This window comes from Streptomyces sp. NPDC001514 (assembly GCF_053597075.1).
The window spans coordinates 55,198-70,985 of sequence record NZ_JBSFHO010000009.1; the positions used below are offsets into that span (position 1 = coordinate 55,198).

The window sequence follows — 15,788 nt, forward strand, 5'->3', positions numbered from 1 at the left end:
CGTGGTGAACGGTGGGGGCTCGCCCCGGTGGGCATCGTTTCCACCCCCCGACCTGCAGTCGGCGGGCGACCCGGGGCGGGGCCGTGCAGGGTCGCCCCCGCAGGAAATCGGGCGGTGGTACCGGACGACGCCGTACCCACCGATTTCCGAGGAGGCGAGCCCGGAGGGGCCCCAACCCGCCACCCACCCACAGCAGCCGCACCAAGCCCGTCCGGCGCTTGAGGACGGACACACCGGACGCCCACCCGGTACCGGGCACACCGCACCCCGCCCACCGCCGGAGGCACCCCGCACAGACCCCGCCCACCGCCGGAGGCACCCCGCACCCCGCACCGCCGGTCAGGCCACGTACTCCAGGATCGACGTCGCCTCCGCGCGGCGCGCCTCCGCCGTGGCGCCCGAGGCGTCGGCGTACGTCGCCAGGACCGCCTCGGCCCGCCGCCGCGCCGCCGGCTTCGCGCCCAGGTCGGCCTCCAGCCACGCGGCCATCAGCTCTGCCGCGGTACGCAGATCCGTGAAGTCCTCGCCCGCCTCCGTGAAGCCGGCGACGGCCTTCTCGACGTACGGGAGAGCCTCCCCGTACGTCGACTCGCCCTCGCCCTGGTCCGCGATCAGCTCGCCCGTCTGCCGATGGGTGTCGGCGAGCTCCGCGCGCAGCCGGGCGCGGGCCGCCGGGTCCTGCACCCCCGGAAGCGCCCGCTCGCACTCCTCGGCCGCGTCCGCCATGAAGCCGCGACCCGCCTCCGGCCCCGCCTGCCCCTCACGGACCGCGATCCACGCCCGCACCCGCAGGGCCCGTACGACCCCGTGGACGTCGCCCACCTCACGCCAGAGCGCGCACGCGCGCTCGTACGCGCGGTCGGCCTCCGCGTTGAGCCCGGCCCGGTACAGCGCCTGGCCCGCGAGGGTGGCGAGCATCGCGTGGTCGCGCTGCTCGGGCCAGCCGCGGGCGATGTCGGCCGCCTTGAGCCAGTGCTCGGCCGCCTGCCGCGGCTCCCCGAGCTCGGTCAGGCAGTCGCCGAGCCACCACAGGGTCTGGACGACCATGCCCTCGCCGTGGTCGTCGACCGTCAGATCTGGAAGCACGGCTTCCAGAACGGCCGCCGCCTCCTCCGCACGGCCCGCACGCAGCAGCCAGCCGCCCAACTGGTGCCGCGCCCAGGCGCCGATGCCGACGCTCTCCCCGGCCTCGTCGGCCCAGTGCGCGGCCTCCAGCGCGTGCTCGGCCGCGTCCCCGAACAGGCCCGCGGCGCCGAGGACTTCGGCGAGCTGGAGGTGCAGCCGGGTGCGCCCGCCCGCCTCGACGTACGCGGCGCCGTGCTCCAGGGCGGCCCGGGCGGCGCGCTCCGCGGTGTCCAGGTCGCCGAGATGGCGGGCCACCGCGACGAGGCGGGCCTCGGGGTCGACCGAGTACCAGGGCAGCCCGGCCGTGTGGAAGAGCTCGGCCGCTGCCGCGTACCGCTCGGCAGCGGCCGCGATCTCGCCGCGGTGCGCGGCGAGATCGCCGAGCATGGCCTCTGCCTCGGCGATGCGGTCGGCGACCCTCGGGTCCGCGCGGTGCGGCCCGGCGAAGTCGAGGAGGTCCGCCACGGCCTGCTCCAGCGCCTCGCCCCGCTCGTCGGATCCGTCACCGTCGCGCAGCCGCTCCAGATGGATCCGGGCGCGGTTCAGCACAGCTCCGGCGGCCTGGCGCACGCCGGTCGCGCCCTCCGCGTACAGCGCGAGCGCACGGGCGACGGGCGCCTCGACGGCCGCGAGGGCCCCCTCCGGGTCCCCGCCGCACGCCGTCGCGTACGCGCCGCGGGCCAGCGCGGCCGCGGCCTCACCCGGGTCGCCCGCGCGCTCGTACCGCTCGGCAGCCGAGCGGAAGAGCCGGACGGCCTCCTCCGGGTCGGTCCGCGGCGACATGGCGCGGTGGTCGTCGATCTCGGCGAGCGCCAGATCGTCCAGGTCCCCGTCCCCGTCCCCGGCCGCATCGGCGACGGCCTCCCACGCGGCGTCCGCGTCCGGGTGCAGTGCGTCGGACAGCCGCCGCGCCTCGGCGACGAGCTGCTCCAGACCACCTGGTTCCACGGGACGCGGGGGCGCGGGTGCGGGTGCGGGCCGCTCCGCAGGAGCGGAAGATGTCAGCCGCACCGCCCGTACACCCAGCGGCAGCCGCTCCACGAGCGGCTGCTGCCCGAGCCGCTCCCGTACGAGCGTGCTCACCGCCGCCGACCCGTTGCGCGCGTCGAAACGCGCGGCGATCGCGAGCGCCTCCCCGCGCGCGTGCTCCGCGAGCGTCCGCGCCGTCCAGGCTGTCCCGGCGGGCCCCGGCACGGTCTGCTCGCCGTGCCCGAGGGTCACGAGCCGGTCCATCAGCAGTGCGGTGACGGCGAGATGGTCCATCAGGGAATCGGGGTCGCCGCTGTCCGTGAAGTACGCGGGCCGGTCCGAGAGGATCTCCAGGGCCCGCGCCTCATTGCCGGTGAGCGCGCAGAACTCGACATGCATCGCGACCCAGCCGCGCATGCTCTCCATGGGGCGGACCATGCGGTAGCCCCGCAGATGATGGGCGCGTGCCTCCTCCGCGCGGCCGAGTCGCAGCAGCGGCAGCAAGGAGGCGGCCAGCACGGCGTGCGGCTCGTGCGCGCACGTGTACTGGCCGGCCAGGACCGGACGCCACAGCTCCAGCGCCTTCTCGTCGTGCCCGAGACGGGCCTGCCAGGAGCCCTGGTCGTGCAGCTCGCACGCATGGCAGTCGGCCATCCGGTCCCGGTCCGCGGCCAGCCACGCCGCGTACGCCCGCTCGGCGCGCTCCAGGTCGCCGATGTGCCGGGCGAGGCAGAACTCGCCCTGTCGCACGGCCCGTTCGGAGTGCCCGGCCAGCCGGTAGCGGTGCTCCATCTCGCCGAGCCACTTCTCCATGGAGGCGAGCGGGATGTGCGGCTGGTCGAGCATGTCCGTGGAGACCCACTTGAAGTACCAGTGCAGCGAGTGGGCCGCCTGCTCGTCGAACTCCCCGGGCTGCTCGTCCCACAGCCGCAGCAGCCGGGCGAACGGCACGAACAGCTTGTCCCGCTCCGAGCTGTAGTTGTACGCCTGGAGGAGATGCGAGAGGGCCTCGACGAGCAGGGGCGTGTCACCGGTCTGCTCGGCCTCGGCGAGCAGCCGCTCCGCGCGGGCGTTGCGCGCGGCGCCCTCCGGCGCCCGGTAGTTGTCGTGCAAGGCCTGCCGTATCGCGGCGAAGTCGTGGCTCATCGGCTCTCCTCCTCCGGGTCGGTCTCGTGGTGGGTGGCCCATTCGAGCAGGCCGATGAACGCGCGGTTGAGCAGGGCCGAGTCTCCGGGGCGCAGCGGACGCTGCGCCATGAGCAGGGCCTGCCCGTAGAGCGACTCGACGGCCGTGCCCGCGAGCTCCGGGTCGTCGAGAGCGCTGATCCGGCGGACCAGCGGGTTGAGGTGGTTGAGGACGAGACGGGCCCGTGGCGCGCTGCCCCGCAGCGAGCCGAGGATGCCCGCCCACAGATCGTCCGCCTGCTCCTCCGCCTCCGCGCGGGCCTGCTCATGGCGGGCCGCCCGGTCGTCGAGGTGCAGTGCGGGCACGGTCAGGGGGTGGAAGGAACGCAGGGACACATCACAGCCGAGTGGGTCCAGCGTGGCACGCGCCACTGACAGGAAGCCCGCGAGCGCCAGTTCGTCGGCCGGGTCGACCGCGTCGAGGTGTGCGGTGACGGTGTCCGCGTCGAGTTCGGCGACCGCCGTTCCGGGGCGGACCGAGGGAAGCCGCTCGACGAGCTCGGAGTCGTACGTGTAGCCGCCGTTGATGACGCCGATGCCCTGCGCGGACGCGATAGGGGCGACCTGCCGGTACTCCTCGACGGTTCGCGTGAAGTGCACCATCCGGTGCCGCTGGGCGAACTCCTCCAGCGACAGGCGCCCGTCGGTCGTCTCGAACGGCAGCCACGGCAGCATCGTGCGCAGCATGTCGTTGTCGTGCCGCGCCAGCGATTTCACGCCCAGGTGGTGCACCGACAGGAACTGCGCGAGCCGTTCGGGATCGCCCGCCGCAAGACCGGTCAGCCAGTCGCGCATACGGGCCCCGAGCGCGTCCCGTACGGCGGCGAGGGTCTCGTCCGCGTACAGCGACTCGCGCGACGCCGTGGGCCGCAGGCTGTCGGTGTCCAGGACGCAGCGTACGAAGAACGCCCAGTCGGGCAGGAGTTCGTCCGCGCGGTCGGTGAGCAGCATTCCCTTGAGGTGCACACGGTGCCCCGCGCGCTGCGCGGGACTCACTGCCGAAGGCAGGACGTAGGCGACGCCCCGGACGCCGGCGAGCGGCAGATCCAGGTCGATCGAGTCGAGCGGAGTGAACCCGAAGAGGTCATGGCAGTGGCGGGCGAGCGCGACGCGGCGCGCGGCCGGGCTCGGGTACGGCCGGTCCCACGGCGCCGGCAGCTCGGTGACGGGCTCCTCGCCGACGCGGACGTCGTACGGCAGGAGGGAGCCGAAGTCACGTGCGAGGGCCCGTACGCGGTCCTCCGTCAGCCAATCGCCGCTGCCGGGGCGGGCGGTGAGGTACACGGTCGTCCCGGGCTCGGTGCGGGCGTCGTCCGGGAGCGTACGCACGGTGTACGAACCGTCGTCGCGCGCCGCCCACTCGACGGGGCGCGCATCCGGTGTCCGCGCGGAACGGCTGACCACCCGTATCTCCGCCGCGACGACGAAGCAGGCGAGCAGCCCGATCCCGAACTGGCCCAGGAACTCGGCCCGCGCCGACTCCAGGCCGCCGTCCCGCTTCGAGCTGCGACCGATCGTGGCGAGGAGGCTGTGCACGTCCGCCTCGGTCAGGCCGATGCCGCTGTCCTCGACGCGCAGCGTGCCTCCCCCGGCGTACAGCCGCACCCGGGCGGGCGCGTCCGGCTGCACGGAGCGGCGTGCGGTGATGGCGTCCACGGCGTTCTGCAGCAACTCGCGCAGATAGACCTTGGGACTGGAGTAGAGGTGGTGGGAGAGAAGATCCACCAGGCCGCGCAGATCGACCTGGAAGGTATGAGGAGTGGTCTCGGACGTCTCGGAAGTCTCAGAGGTCTCAGCAGTCATCGTCGCTGCGCCGGTGGGGGGACGAGCGGCGGCGCGGGTCGGGCGATCCCGTTACGTCGGTGATCGCGGCGTGGGAAGGCGGGGGAGACCGCGCCATCCTAGGGGTCGCGGCACCGTTGCGACCAGCGGATATCGATCGGTGCGCGACGGTTGTCGGTGAGGTGGTGTGCAATGGATCGCGTGTCCGCGCTCGACGAACCCCTCAAGAAGACCCTCGGCCCCGCGACCGCGAAGGTCATGGCCGAGAACCTCGACCTGCACACCGTCGGTGATCTGCTCCACCACTACCCGCGGCGGTACGAGGAGCGGGGCCAGCTCACCCGGCTCGCGGATCTGCCGCTCGACGAGCACGTCACGGTCGTCGCCCAGGTCGCGGACTCCCGCGTGCTCACGTTCAACGCCGGGCGCGGGCAGCGGCTGGAGATCACCATCACCGACGGCAGCGGCCGGCTCCAGCTCGTCTTCTTCGGCCGGGGCATCCACAAGCCGCACAAGGACCTTCTGCCCGGCAGCCGCGCGATGTTCGCCGGCAAGGTGTCCATGTTCAACCGCAAGTTGCAGCTCGCCCACCCCACCTACGAGCGGCTGGACGCGGACAGCGGCGACGGGGCGGTCAGCGCGTTCGCCGGGAAGCTCATCCCGATCTATCCGGCCTGCAAGGGCCTGGAGTCGTGGAAGATCGCCAAGGCCGTCGACGCGGTCCTTCCACAGGCGCAGGACGCCCTCGACCCGCTGCCGCCCGCGCTGCGCGAAGGCCGGGGTTTCGTTCCCCTCCCCGAGGCACTGCTCAAGATCCACCGCCCGCAGACCAAGGCGGACATCGAGGACGCCAGGCAGCGCCTCAAGTGGGACGAGGCGTTCGTCCTCCAAGTCGCCCTCGCCCGGCGGCGTTACGCGGACACGCAGCTCCCCGCGGTCGCCCGCAGGCCCGTCCCCGACGGCCTGCTCGACTCGTTCGACGCCCGGCTGCCGTTCACGCTCACCGAGGGCCAGCAGAAGGTCTCCGCGGAGATCTTCGGCGACCTGGCCACCGAGCACCCCATGCACCGGCTGCTCCAGGGCGAGGTCGGCTCCGGAAAGACCATGGTCGCCCTGCGGGCCATGCTCGCCGTCGTCGACGCGGGCGGCCAGGCCGCGATGCTGGCACCCACCGAAGTCCTCGCCCAGCAGCATCACCGCTCGATCGTCGAGATGATGGGCGACCTCGCCGAGGGCGGCATGCTCGGCGGCGCCGAGCAGGCGACCAAGGTGGTGCTGCTCACCGGCTCCATGGGCGCCGCCGCCCGCCGCCAGGCCCTGCTCGACCTGGTCACCGGCGAGGCCGGGATCGTCATCGGCACCCACGCGCTCATCGAGGACAAGGTGCAGTTCCACGACCTGGGGCTGGTCGTCGTCGACGAGCAGCACCGCTTCGGCGTGGAGCAGCGCGACGCCCTCCGGGGCAAGGGCAAGCAGCCCCCGCACCTGCTGGTCATGACCGCCACGCCCATTCCGCGGACGGTCGCGATGACGGTCTTCGGCGACCTGGAGACCTCCGTACTGGACCAGCTGCCCGCCGGACGCTCCCCGATCGCCACCCATGTGGTCCCCGCAGCGGACAAGCCGCACTTCCTGGCGCGGGCCTGGGAGCGGGTGCGCGAGGAGGTCGAGGGCGGCCATCAAGCGTACGTCGTGTGTCCTCGCATCGGTGACGATCAGGACGAGCCCAGGAAGAAGTCCGCGGAGGACGAGGCCGAGAAGCGGCCCCCGCTCGCCGTCCTGGACGTCGCCGAGCAGCTGACGGCGGGCCCCCTGAAGGGCCTGCGGGTGGAGGTGCTGCACGGTCGGATGGCGCCGGACGACAAGGACGACGTCATGCGCCGCTTCGCCGCGGGCGATGTGGACGTGCTGGTGGCCACGACGGTCATCGAGGTCGGTGTGAACGTGCCGAACGCGACCGCGATGGTGATCATGGACGCCGACCGCTTCGGTGTCTCGCAGCTGCACCAGCTGCGTGGCCGCGTCGGGCGCGGCTCGGCCCCCGGGCTGTGTCTCCTCGTCACCGAGATGCCGGAGGCGAGTCCCGCCCGGGCCCGGCTGGCCGCGGTCGCCGCCACGCTGGACGGCTTCGAGCTGTCCCGTATCGACCTCGAACAGCGCCGGGAGGGCGATGTGCTGGGCCAGGCACAGTCCGGCGTCCGCTCCTCGCTGCGGGTCCTCGCGGTCATCGACGACGAGGAGGTCATCGCCGCCGCACGCGAGGAGGCCGTGGCGGTCGTCACCGCGGACCCGGAGCTGAAGGGGCTTCCGGAGCTGCGGACGGCCCTGGACGCGCTCCTCGACAAGGACCGCGAGCAGTATCTGGACAAGGGCTGACGCGCCCGCCGGTGGATATCGTGGAGGTGACCGGCCCGCATCGAACGGGACCGAACGAACGGCTAGAAGGACTCAGATGACCCGCGTGATCGCCGGCGCGGCCGGCGGACGTCGCCTGGCCGTGCCGCCGGGCAACGGCACCCGCCCCACCTCCGACCGGGCGCGCGAGGGCCTGTTCTCCACCTGGGAGGCGCTGCTCGGCACGCTGCAGGGCATCCGGGTCGCCGACCTGTACGCGGGCTCGGGAGCCGTCGGCCTGGAGGCACTGTCGCGCGGTGCGTCCCACGCGCTCCTCGTCGAGGCCGACAACCGCGCCGCCCGCACGGTCCGGGAGAACGTACGGACGCTGGCCCTGCCCGGTGCCGAGGTCCGCACCGGCCGGGCGGAGCAGATCGTCCAGGGACCGGCGCCGACGGCCCCGTACGACATCGTGTTCCTCGACCCTCCGTACGCCGTCACGGACGACGATCTTCGCGAGATTCTCCTCACACTCCGCACCCGGGGCTGGCTCGCGGAGGATGCCCTCGTCACCGTGGAGCGCAGCACCAGAGGCGGGGAGTTCGTCTGGCCGACGGGCATCGAGCCACTGAGGGCCCGTCGCTACGGCGAAGGGACCCTTTGGTACGGTCGCGCCGCCTCTACGTGCGAAGACGCACCATGACCGGACCGGAGAGCGAGGGACTTCAGTTGCGCCGCGCCGTCTGTCCGGGGTCGTTCGACCCCATCACCAATGGACATCTCGACATCATCGCCCGCGCCTCCAAGCTGTACGACGTCGTGCACGTCGTGGTGATGATCAACCAGTCCAAGCAGGGACTGTTCACGGTCGACGAGCGGATCGAGCTGATCCGCGAGGTCACCGCGGAGTACGGGAACGTCGAGGTGGAGGCCTACCACGGCCTCCTCGTCGACTACTGCAAGCAGCGGGACATCCCCGCCATCGTCAAGGGCCTGCGCGCCGTCAGCGACTTCGACTACGAGCTGCAGATGGCCCAGATGAACAACGGCCTGTCGGGCGTCGAGACGCTGTTCGTGCCCACCAGCCCGACCTACAGCTTCCTGTCGTCCTCCCTGGTCAAGGAGGTCGCGGCATGGGGCGGTGACGTCTCCCACCTGGTTCCGCCGCCGGTCCTCGAGGCCCTGAAGGGCCGGCTTCCGAAGAAGTGACCGAGGAGGTGACGTCGGATGTCGCGCCGGGCGCCGCGTCGGACGTCACCTCCTGACTGACCGTCACCCGGTGTCGGGAGGGCTCCGACTGCCCGTACAGTCGTCCCGTCCGTCTCCAAATCGGCTGTAGTGACTGTAGAGAGTGGCGAGCACACGGTGGACGTGCAGAAGAAGCTCGACGAGATCGTCGAGGCGGTCGGGAACGCCCGGTCCATGCCCATGTCGGCCTCCTGCGTGGTCAACCGCGCCGAGCTGCTCGCGATGCTCGAAGAGGTACGGCAGGCCCTGCCCGGCTCGCTCGCCCAGGCGCAGGAGCTGATCGGCGGCCGGGAGCAGCTCGTCGAGCAGGCCCGCCAGGAGGCCGAGCGGATCATCGAGGCCGCCCACTCCGAGCGCGGCTCGCTGGTCTCCGGCACCCAGATCGCCCGGCAGTCCCAGGAGGAGGCCGACCGCATCCTCGCCGAGGCCCGCCGGGAGGCCGAGGAGATCCGCGCCGAGGCCGACGACTACGTCGACTCGAAGCTCGCGAACTTCGAGGTCGTCCTCAACAAGACCATCGGCTCGGTCGACCGCGGCCGCGAGAAGCTGCTCGGCCGCGGTCCTGGCCTGGACGAGCAGGGGTATGCCGATGAGGACGCCCCCGAGTACAGCGCGGACCCCCAGACGCTGATCCAGCGGGCCGACGAGTACGTCGACGCCAAGCTGGGCGCCTTCGAGGCGGTGCTCTCCAAGACTCTGGAGGCTGTGGGCCGCGGCCGGCAGAAGCTGCACGGCCGCATCGCCACCGACGAGCTCGGCGCGCACATGGCCGCCCAGGACGCGGCCGGGATGCAGCACACGAGCGACGCGGACTATCTCGCGGGGCTTGCGGAGCTGGCGGACCCGAACCCGGAGCCGCAGCCCCAGCACCAGCCCCTGCAGCAGCCGCAGCACGCCCAGCCGGTCCCGGCCCAGGCTGACCCGTACACGTACCAGCCGCAGGACGTGTACGCGTACCAGCAGGATCCGTACGCGTACCAGCAGCAGGGGTACGAGCAGGGCTACGCCTACCAGCAGCAGGACCCGTACGCGTACCAGCAGCAGGCCGAGCACCAGCCTCAGCACCAGCCCCAGGTGCAGACGCAGCCGCAGCTCGACGAGACCAGCTTCTTCGACACGAGCATGATCGACCTGGAGCAGCTGCGCCGCTACGAGCAGGGCCGCTGACCGGATTGGGCCTACAGCGAACGGTCCAGTATCCTGGCTCTTCGGTCGCGCGTGCGCCGCATTCGATGCTGCGCTGATTTCGCGGCCCCCCCACACGATCCGAAAGCAGGAAGAACCCTGAACGCCCGCCTCGACCACCGCAACCCACTCGTGTTCGACACGCACGAGCTGGGTCGGCGGCCCGGTGCGCTCCAGCGGCTCTCCCGCTCGGTCGCGGCCCCCAAGGACTTCGGTATCGAAGGGGTCGTCGGTGTGCCCGAGGGCGCGCCGATGGAGCTGGAGCTCCGTCTCGAGTCGGTCATGGAAGGTGTGCTCGTCACAGGCACCGCCCGTGCGACGGCCGAGGGGGAGTGCGTAAGGTGTCTGGAGCCGCTGCACCAGGAGGTCGCGGCGGACTTCCAGGAGATGTTCTCGTACCCTGACGCCGACGACCGGGGCCGCCCCAAGGCGGAACCTGTCGACGACGCCGAGGACGACGAGGACAGGCTCTTCCTCGAGGACGGCTTGCTCGGCCTCGAACCCGTGCTGCGGGATGCGGTGGTGCTCGCACTGCCGATGCAGCCGGTGTGCCGGGAGGACTGTGCAGGCCTGTGTCCCGAATGCGGGATCAACCTGAACGAAGACCCGGACCACCATCACGACGCCGTCGACATTCGTTGGGCGGCACTGCAGGGACTCGCCGGTTCACTCGGAACCGATGAGAAGGACAACATGAGCGGCGCCGAAGCGGGCGTCGACGAGAAGCAGGAGAAGTAGCCGTGGCTGTTCCGAAGCGGAAGATGTCGCGCAGCAATACGCGCCACCGCCGGTCGCAGTGGAAGGCTGCGGTCCCCACCCTGGTTTCGTGTGAGCGTTGCCAGGAGCCGAAGCAGCAGCACATCGCGTGCCCGAGCTGCGGCACCTACAACAAGCGCCAGGTCCTCGAGGTCTGAGCGGCTGGTGAGAGGCTCCATGTCTGACGCCGGCAACAGTAAGCAGGCAGACAACGCAAGCGCAGCCTCGTCCCACACGCTTCTGGAAGGGCGGCTCGGGTATCAGCTCGAGTCCGCCCTTCTGGTGCGTGCACTGACCCACCGTTCGTACGCGTACGAGAACGGCGGCCTGCCCACCAACGAGCGGCTCGAGTTCCTCGGGGACTCGGTGCTCGGACTGGTGGTCACGGACACGCTCTACCGCACCCACCCCGACCTGCCCGAAGGCCAGCTGGCCAAGCTGCGGGCCGCGGTGGTCAACTCGCGTGCGCTGGCGGAGGTCGGACGTGGCCTCGACCTGGGCTCCTTCATCCGGCTCGGCCGGGGTGAAGAGGGCACGGGCGGCCGGGACAAGGCGTCCATCCTCGCCGACACCCTGGAAGCGGTGATCGGCGCGGTCTATCTCGACCAGGGCCTCGACGCGGCGTCCGAGCTGGTGCACCGGCTCTTCGACCCGCTGATCGAGAAATCCTCGAACCTCGGCGCAGGCCTGGACTGGAAGACCAGCCTCCAGGAGCTGACCGCGGCCGAGGGTCTGGGCGTGCCCGAGTACCTGGTCACCGAGACCGGTCCGGACCACGAGAAGATCTTCACTGCTGCCGCCCGCGTCGGTGGTGTCTCGTACGGCACCGGCACCGGCCGCAGCAAGAAGGAAGCGGAGCAGCAGGCTGCGGAGTCCGCGTGGCGCGCGATCCGCGCCGCCGCGGACGAACGCGCCGCGGCGGCGAAGGCCGCCGCCTCTGAGGCCGAAGGGCCCGCCGACACCCCTTCGCCCCAAACGACAGCCTGACGACACACCGCTCCTGCCCCTCGCCGCGCTCTGCGCGGCGGGGGGTTCTTTCCTTTCCGGCCGACCGGCTCGCCCCGCCCCGAATCGGGGCTTCGCCGCCGGACCCTGGGGCGTGCCCGGTTACCGGCGAGCGGGCGGGAGTGTCCGTCCTCGAACGCCGGACGGGCTGGGAACGGGCGGAGCCCCCCGAGAGGACGGCGTCCGGGGCGGAGCCCCCCACGCGGCGGAGCCGCAGATCGACACCGCGGGAAGGGGCGGGGCCGTGTCCATGTGCGGCTCCGCCGCGTGGGCCCGCCGCAGGCGCCCAAGGCACAGCCCCCGGCCCCGCACGGGCGGCGCCCGGAGGTAGGCTGCGGGCGTCGTTCCGTAGCTCCTCCGGAGGAGACCCGTGCCCGAGTTGCCCGAGGTTGAAGTCGTGCGGCGAGGCCTCGAGACCTGGGTGGCCGGCCGGGTCGTCGCGGAGGTGCAGGTCCTGCATCCGCGGGCCGTACGCCGACACCTCGGCGGCGGGGAGGACTTCGCGGCGCGGCTCAAGGGCCATCGGATAGGGGCCGCACAGCGGCGGGGCAAGTACCTCTGGCTGCCGCTGGAGGACAGCGGCGACGCGGTGCTCGGGCATCTGGGCATGAGCGGGCAGCTGCTCGTCCAGCCGGAGGCGGCCGCCGACGAGAAGCATCTGCGGATCCGGGTCCGGTTCGCCGACGACCTCGGCACCGAGCTGCGCTTCGTCGACCAGCGCACCTTCGGCGGTCTTTCGGTGCACGACACCACGCCCGAAGGTCTCCCGGAGGCCATCGCCCATATCGCGCGGGACCCGCTCGACCCCGAGTTCGACGACGACGCGTTCGTCACCGCACTGCGCCTGCGCCGCACGACCGTGAAGCGCGCCCTGCTCGACCAGTCGCTGATCAGCGGCGTCGGCAACATCTACGCCGACGAGGCCCTGTGGCGCGCCAAGCTGCACTACGACCGGCCGACGGCGACGCTGACCCGGCCCCGGTCCGCCGAGCTCCTCGGGCATGCTCGTGACGTCATGAACGCCGCCCTCGACGCCGGCGGCACCAGTTTCGACAGCCTCTACGTCAATGTGAACGGCGAATCGGGGTACTTCGACCGCTCCCTGGACGCGTACGGCCGCGAGGGCGAGCCGTGCCGCCGCTGCGGCACCCTGATGCGGCGGCGCCCCTGGATGAACCGGTCCAGCTACTTCTGCCCGCGCTGCCAGCGCCCGCCGCGCGTCGCATCGTCACCCACGCGTGTCGCGTCGCCACACCCGCGCACCGTGTCGTAACGATCGCGCGCGGTCAGCACCTCGGGCATGCGGCTCTCCACGAGCTGGATCAGGCCCAGCAGCCGCTCGGCGACATCCCGCCCGAGCGGCGTCAGCTCGTAGTCGACCCGGGGCGGATTCGTCGGCTGTGCCTCGCGGTGCACCAGCCCGTCCCGCTCCAGGGCCTGCAGCGTCTGCGACAGCATCTTCTCGCTGACGCCGTCGACGCGCCGCCGCAGCTGGTTGAAGCGGAAGCCGGACTCGTACAGAGCGCCCAGCGTCAGGCTGCCCCACCGCCCGGTCACATGCTCCAGCGTGCCGCGCGACGGGCACTGCCGGTCGAACACGTCGAAGGCGAGGTCGTCGTCCACGACAGCCACCATACGCCTGCGCTTACTGGAAGTTAGTGGTCGGGAAGACGTGGCCATGACAGCGCAACTTGTTGACCTGCGGTGATCTCGTGACTGGTTGTCGGCATCTGTCACCACTGGCCACCCTCGCACCGCCCCGAGACGGTCCGGACCGAAGGAGTGTTGGACGAGGTGAGACCCCGACCGGGTGCCCGGTCGGCGTCTCGTGCCTTACTTGCCCGGGTCGTCCGCCCAGCGAATGAAGTAATAGGGCCCGTAGAGCAAGCACAGGACCAGGACGGCGATCCCCGCCGTCAGCACGATGATCGTGATCTTCCATCGTCGTGACATGTCCATCCCTCCCCTCTGAGTGCCCATTGTGTGGTAGCCACTTCAGTCTCGGAAGCAGGGAATCCGCCCCACTGCCGTCCGGTTTCCACGAGTCCTGAGGGCCTGTCGCTGAATCGGAATCGGTTCAACGATCGGCAGTGGCGCCCGGCAGTCCGCGCCGCTGGTGTGAGTAGTGGGCGGGACAACGGCATGCACGCGTTACGGCACTTCTATGCGTCCGTGCTCCTGGACGCGGGGGAGAGCGTCAAAGCCCTGGTGGACGCAGTCTGGGCCGCTTCGGGCGCCAATGGTGGCCCCGAAACGGCCCAGGAAGGTTCACAGGTCGCTGACCTGCGGAAATCTCAGAAGCCGAAGTCCTGGGTCCACCACGGACCGCCGTCCGCGAAGTAGACACCCACGCCCATCGTCCGGTAGTCGCAGTTGAGAATGTTCGCGCGGTGGCCGTCGCTGTTCATCCACGACCGCATCACCGTCTCCGCGTCGGCCTGCCCACGGGCTATGTTCTCCGCGGCCATCCCGGTGACTCCGGCCTGCGCAGCCCGGTCCCACGGGGTGTCGCCGTCCAGGTCGGTGTGGTCGAAGAAGCCACGGGTCGCCATGTCCGCGCTGAACGAACCGGCGAGCGCCGCCAGCGACGCATCGGCGCGCACCGGGCTGCAGCCCACCTTGGCGCGCTCCTCGTTCACGAGCCTCAGCACCGCCGCCTCCGCTGCAACCGCGCCGGTCGGGGCCTTGGACCTGGGCGGCTTCGGGGGAGTGGCCGGGGCCTTGCGCTCCGGGGCCTTGGTCTGCTGGGCCGGCTTCTCCGGCGTCTTCTTCGCCGGGGCGGCGGGCTTCTTCGTCCCGGGCGCCGTCGTCTTCGGCTTCGACGGAGTCGCGGACGCCTTGCCGGACGTCGAGGACGCGCCCTTCGACGCCGAGGCCCCGGCGGTGGGGCTCACGCTCGCCGACGGACGGTCGGAGGGCGTGGCGGAGGCGCCGCCCTGCGCGCTCAGCTGTCCGGAGGCCGACTCACGCACCTGCTGACCGCTGGTGCTGCTTCCGCCCATGACGAACTTCTCGCCGCCCGGCAGCAGACCGGAAGCCACGGCCACGGCGCCCACCGCCATGGCGGCGGAGGCTCCGAGCAGTCCGGTACGTACGGGCACTGCAGCCCGCTTCTTCCGGCGGTGGCGTCCCATCCGCTCGCCCTTTCTCTATTCGACTTCACACTCGATGACAGAGGGACTCACCCGAACGAGTGAGGCCCATTGCGTCGCGACTGTACGCGAAGAGTCGGGAGGGCGATGTGATCCGAAAATAATTGGTCGGTTAGCTTGCGCGCATGAATGAACATGCACGGCTCACCGCCTGGGTACGCGGCCGAGTACAGGGAGTGGGCTTCCGTTGGTTCACCAGGGCAAATGCTCTGGAGATCGGCTGCCTTCACGGCTTTGCACTCAATCTCGACGACGGCAGAGTGCAGGTTGTGGCAGAAGGGCCACGTGAGAATTGCCACCGTCTGCTGGACTGGCTCTGCTCGTCCGACACGCCCGGCAGGGTCGACGGTGTCACCGAGATCTGGGGCACCCCGCGAGGGGGGTATGACGGGTTCGCGATCCGCTGAGCGAGAGCCCCGGGGAGGCCCGTGCGGGCGGCCACACGGTGTGTTCAGATGACTGCCGACAGCACGCGTGTTCGGGGGAAACGGCCTGGTGGTTGCCAATGACGGTCTTGCCGTGCCAGGCTGCGGAAGGAAGGATGATCTCCACGCCCCCAGGGCCCCGCTGGAGCGCCGCCGCCGTCACTTCGACGGCCGTGAGCCCCCGGGCTGTCCGTTGATGCGGGGCGTGATCGTGTTGACCGTCAAACTTTTTGGTGAGACGCTGGAAGCCCCGCGCACCTTAGCTGTTTGGCAGTACGAACCGCGTGATGACAAGCCGCTGCCAGGCACCGCGGGTGCGAATCCCTCACGACCCACACCGCATCGGTCGGTCACTCAGTGTGGAGGACCATCCATCATGGCAAAGGCGCTTCTCGGTTACGTCGGCGGTTCCGACCCGCGACTCCTCGCCGAGATGCGACGGCTTCAGCAGCGCGTCCAGGACCTGGAGTCCGAGCTCGTACGGATCCAGTCCGAGAACGACGCGCTGAGCGCTGCCGCCGCACAGCACCATGGCGAGTCGCTGCTCGAAGGCATCGACATCGACGTACCCAAGGGCGAGCCGGCGCTCACCTGACTCCAGTCCCTGTCGGGATCAGGTGAGA

At 71.3% G+C, this 15,788-nt stretch carries 14 protein-coding genes; 10 read left to right on the top strand and 4 right to left on the bottom strand.

All coding sequences use genetic code 11. From position 1 onward, the window contains the following. Positions 1-339 precede the first annotated feature (339 nt). Both ACWCXB_RS12400 and ACWCXB_RS12405 read right to left on the bottom strand, forming a co-directional pair. Positions 340-3,240: a tetratricopeptide repeat protein gene (locus ACWCXB_RS12400; protein WP_450721841.1), complete on the bottom strand. Its 2,901-nt coding sequence runs from the start codon at positions 3,238-3,240 to the stop codon at positions 340-342. Beyond that, positions 3,237-5,081, bottom strand: a complete 1,845-nt coding sequence (locus ACWCXB_RS12405; protein WP_450721843.1) for an HSP90 family protein — start codon at positions 5,079-5,081, stop codon at positions 3,237-3,239. The genes ACWCXB_RS12400 and ACWCXB_RS12405 overlap by 4 nt, the downstream gene beginning before the upstream one ends. Before the next feature lie 171 nt (positions 5,082-5,252). On the opposite strand from ACWCXB_RS12405, the gene recG reads away from it, so the two are divergent. The 8 genes from recG to mutM all read left to right on the top strand — a co-directional run bounded on the left by recG (position 5,253) and on the right by mutM (position 12,861). After that, a complete protein-coding gene (gene recG / locus ACWCXB_RS12410; protein WP_450721844.1) occupies positions 5,253-7,436 on the top strand; it encodes an ATP-dependent DNA helicase RecG in 2,184 nt (727 codons plus the stop codon). Then, positions 7,420-8,097 (top strand): 16S rRNA (guanine(966)-N(2))-methyltransferase RsmD, encoded by a 678-nt coding sequence (gene rsmD / locus ACWCXB_RS12415; RefSeq protein ID WP_450722082.1) that lies wholly within the window; start codon positions 7,420-7,422, stop codon positions 8,095-8,097. The genes recG and rsmD overlap by 17 nt, the downstream gene beginning before the upstream one ends. A 26-nt stretch (positions 8,098-8,123) precedes the next feature. Then, complete coding sequence (coaD, locus tag ACWCXB_RS12420; RefSeq protein WP_450722084.1) at positions 8,124-8,603, top strand: pantetheine-phosphate adenylyltransferase; 480 nt, start codon at positions 8,124-8,126, stop codon at positions 8,601-8,603. 156 nt (positions 8,604-8,759) lie between these two features. Beyond that, complete coding sequence (locus ACWCXB_RS12425; RefSeq protein ID WP_450722086.1) at positions 8,760-9,809, top strand: ATP synthase F0 subunit B; 1,050 nt, start codon at positions 8,760-8,762, stop codon at positions 9,807-9,809. 117 nt (positions 9,810-9,926) lie between these two features. Beyond that, positions 9,927-10,565, top strand: coding sequence for a YceD family protein (locus tag ACWCXB_RS12430; protein ID WP_450722088.1), 639 nt, complete (start codon positions 9,927-9,929; stop codon positions 10,563-10,565). A gap of 2 nt (positions 10,566-10,567) precedes the next feature. Then, the gene (rpmF, locus tag ACWCXB_RS12435) at positions 10,568-10,741 is read left to right on the top strand and encodes a 50S ribosomal protein L32 (protein WP_026165248.1); all 174 of its coding nucleotides are present in this window, start codon (positions 10,568-10,570) and stop codon (positions 10,739-10,741) included. A gap of 19 nt (positions 10,742-10,760) precedes the next feature. Next, positions 10,761-11,570, top strand: a complete 810-nt coding sequence (gene rnc, locus ACWCXB_RS12440) for a ribonuclease III (RefSeq protein WP_450721846.1) — start codon at positions 10,761-10,763, stop codon at positions 11,568-11,570. A 388-nt stretch (positions 11,571-11,958) separates the two neighbouring features. Next, entirely contained in the window at positions 11,959-12,861 is a 903-nt protein-coding gene (mutM, locus tag ACWCXB_RS12445; protein ID WP_450721848.1) for a bifunctional DNA-formamidopyrimidine glycosylase/DNA-(apurinic or apyrimidinic site) lyase, read from the top strand. Here the strand turns inward: mutM and ACWCXB_RS12450 are convergent. Both ACWCXB_RS12450 and ACWCXB_RS12455 read right to left on the bottom strand, forming a co-directional pair. Next, a complete protein-coding gene (locus tag ACWCXB_RS12450; RefSeq protein WP_450721850.1) occupies positions 12,774-13,223 on the bottom strand; it encodes a winged helix-turn-helix transcriptional regulator in 450 nt (149 codons plus the stop codon). The two genes, mutM and ACWCXB_RS12450, sit on opposite strands and share 88 nt — an antisense overlap. 659 nt (positions 13,224-13,882) lie before the next feature. Beyond that, the gene (locus tag ACWCXB_RS12455; RefSeq protein WP_450721852.1) at positions 13,883-14,722 is read right to left on the bottom strand and encodes a CAP domain-containing protein; all 840 of its coding nucleotides are present in this window, start codon (positions 14,720-14,722) and stop codon (positions 13,883-13,885) included. Positions 14,723-14,865: 143 nt separating this feature from the next. Between ACWCXB_RS12455 and ACWCXB_RS12460 the strand changes: the two genes are divergently transcribed. Both ACWCXB_RS12460 and ACWCXB_RS12465 read left to right on the top strand, forming a co-directional pair. Continuing rightward, on the top strand, positions 14,866-15,147 hold the full coding sequence (locus ACWCXB_RS12460; protein ID WP_450721854.1) for an acylphosphatase: 282 nt from the start codon (positions 14,866-14,868) through the stop codon (positions 15,145-15,147). 394 nt (positions 15,148-15,541) lie between these two features. Further along, positions 15,542-15,760, top strand: a complete 219-nt coding sequence (locus tag ACWCXB_RS12465) for a hypothetical protein (RefSeq protein ID WP_093653542.1) — start codon at positions 15,542-15,544, stop codon at positions 15,758-15,760. Positions 15,761-15,788 lie beyond the last annotated feature (28 nt).

Bases quoted from the DNA above. Each gene is read 5' to 3' on its own strand.
- ACWCXB_RS12455 (WP_450721852.1), bottom strand. From the start codon at position 14,722: ATGGGACGCCACCGCCGGAAGAAGCGGGCTGCAGTGCCCGTACGTACC.
- ACWCXB_RS12465 (WP_093653542.1), top strand. From the start codon at position 15,542: ATGGCAAAGGCGCTTCTCGGTTACGTCGGCGGTTCCGACCCGCGACTC.
- ACWCXB_RS12400 (WP_450721841.1), bottom strand. From the start codon at position 3,240: ATGAGCCACGACTTCGCCGCGATACGGCAGGCCTTGCACGACAACTAC.
- rnc (WP_450721846.1), top strand. From the start codon at position 10,761: ATGTCTGACGCCGGCAACAGTAAGCAGGCAGACAACGCAAGCGCAGCC.
- ACWCXB_RS12460 (WP_450721854.1), top strand. From the start codon at position 14,866: ATGAATGAACATGCACGGCTCACCGCCTGGGTACGCGGCCGAGTACAG.
- ACWCXB_RS12405 (WP_450721843.1), bottom strand. From the start codon at position 5,081: ATGACTGCTGAGACCTCTGAGACTTCCGAGACGTCCGAGACCACTCCT.
- recG (WP_450721844.1), top strand. From the start codon at position 5,253: ATGGATCGCGTGTCCGCGCTCGACGAACCCCTCAAGAAGACCCTCGGC.
- ACWCXB_RS12450 (WP_450721850.1), bottom strand. From the start codon at position 13,223: ATGGTGGCTGTCGTGGACGACGACCTCGCCTTCGACGTGTTCGACCGG.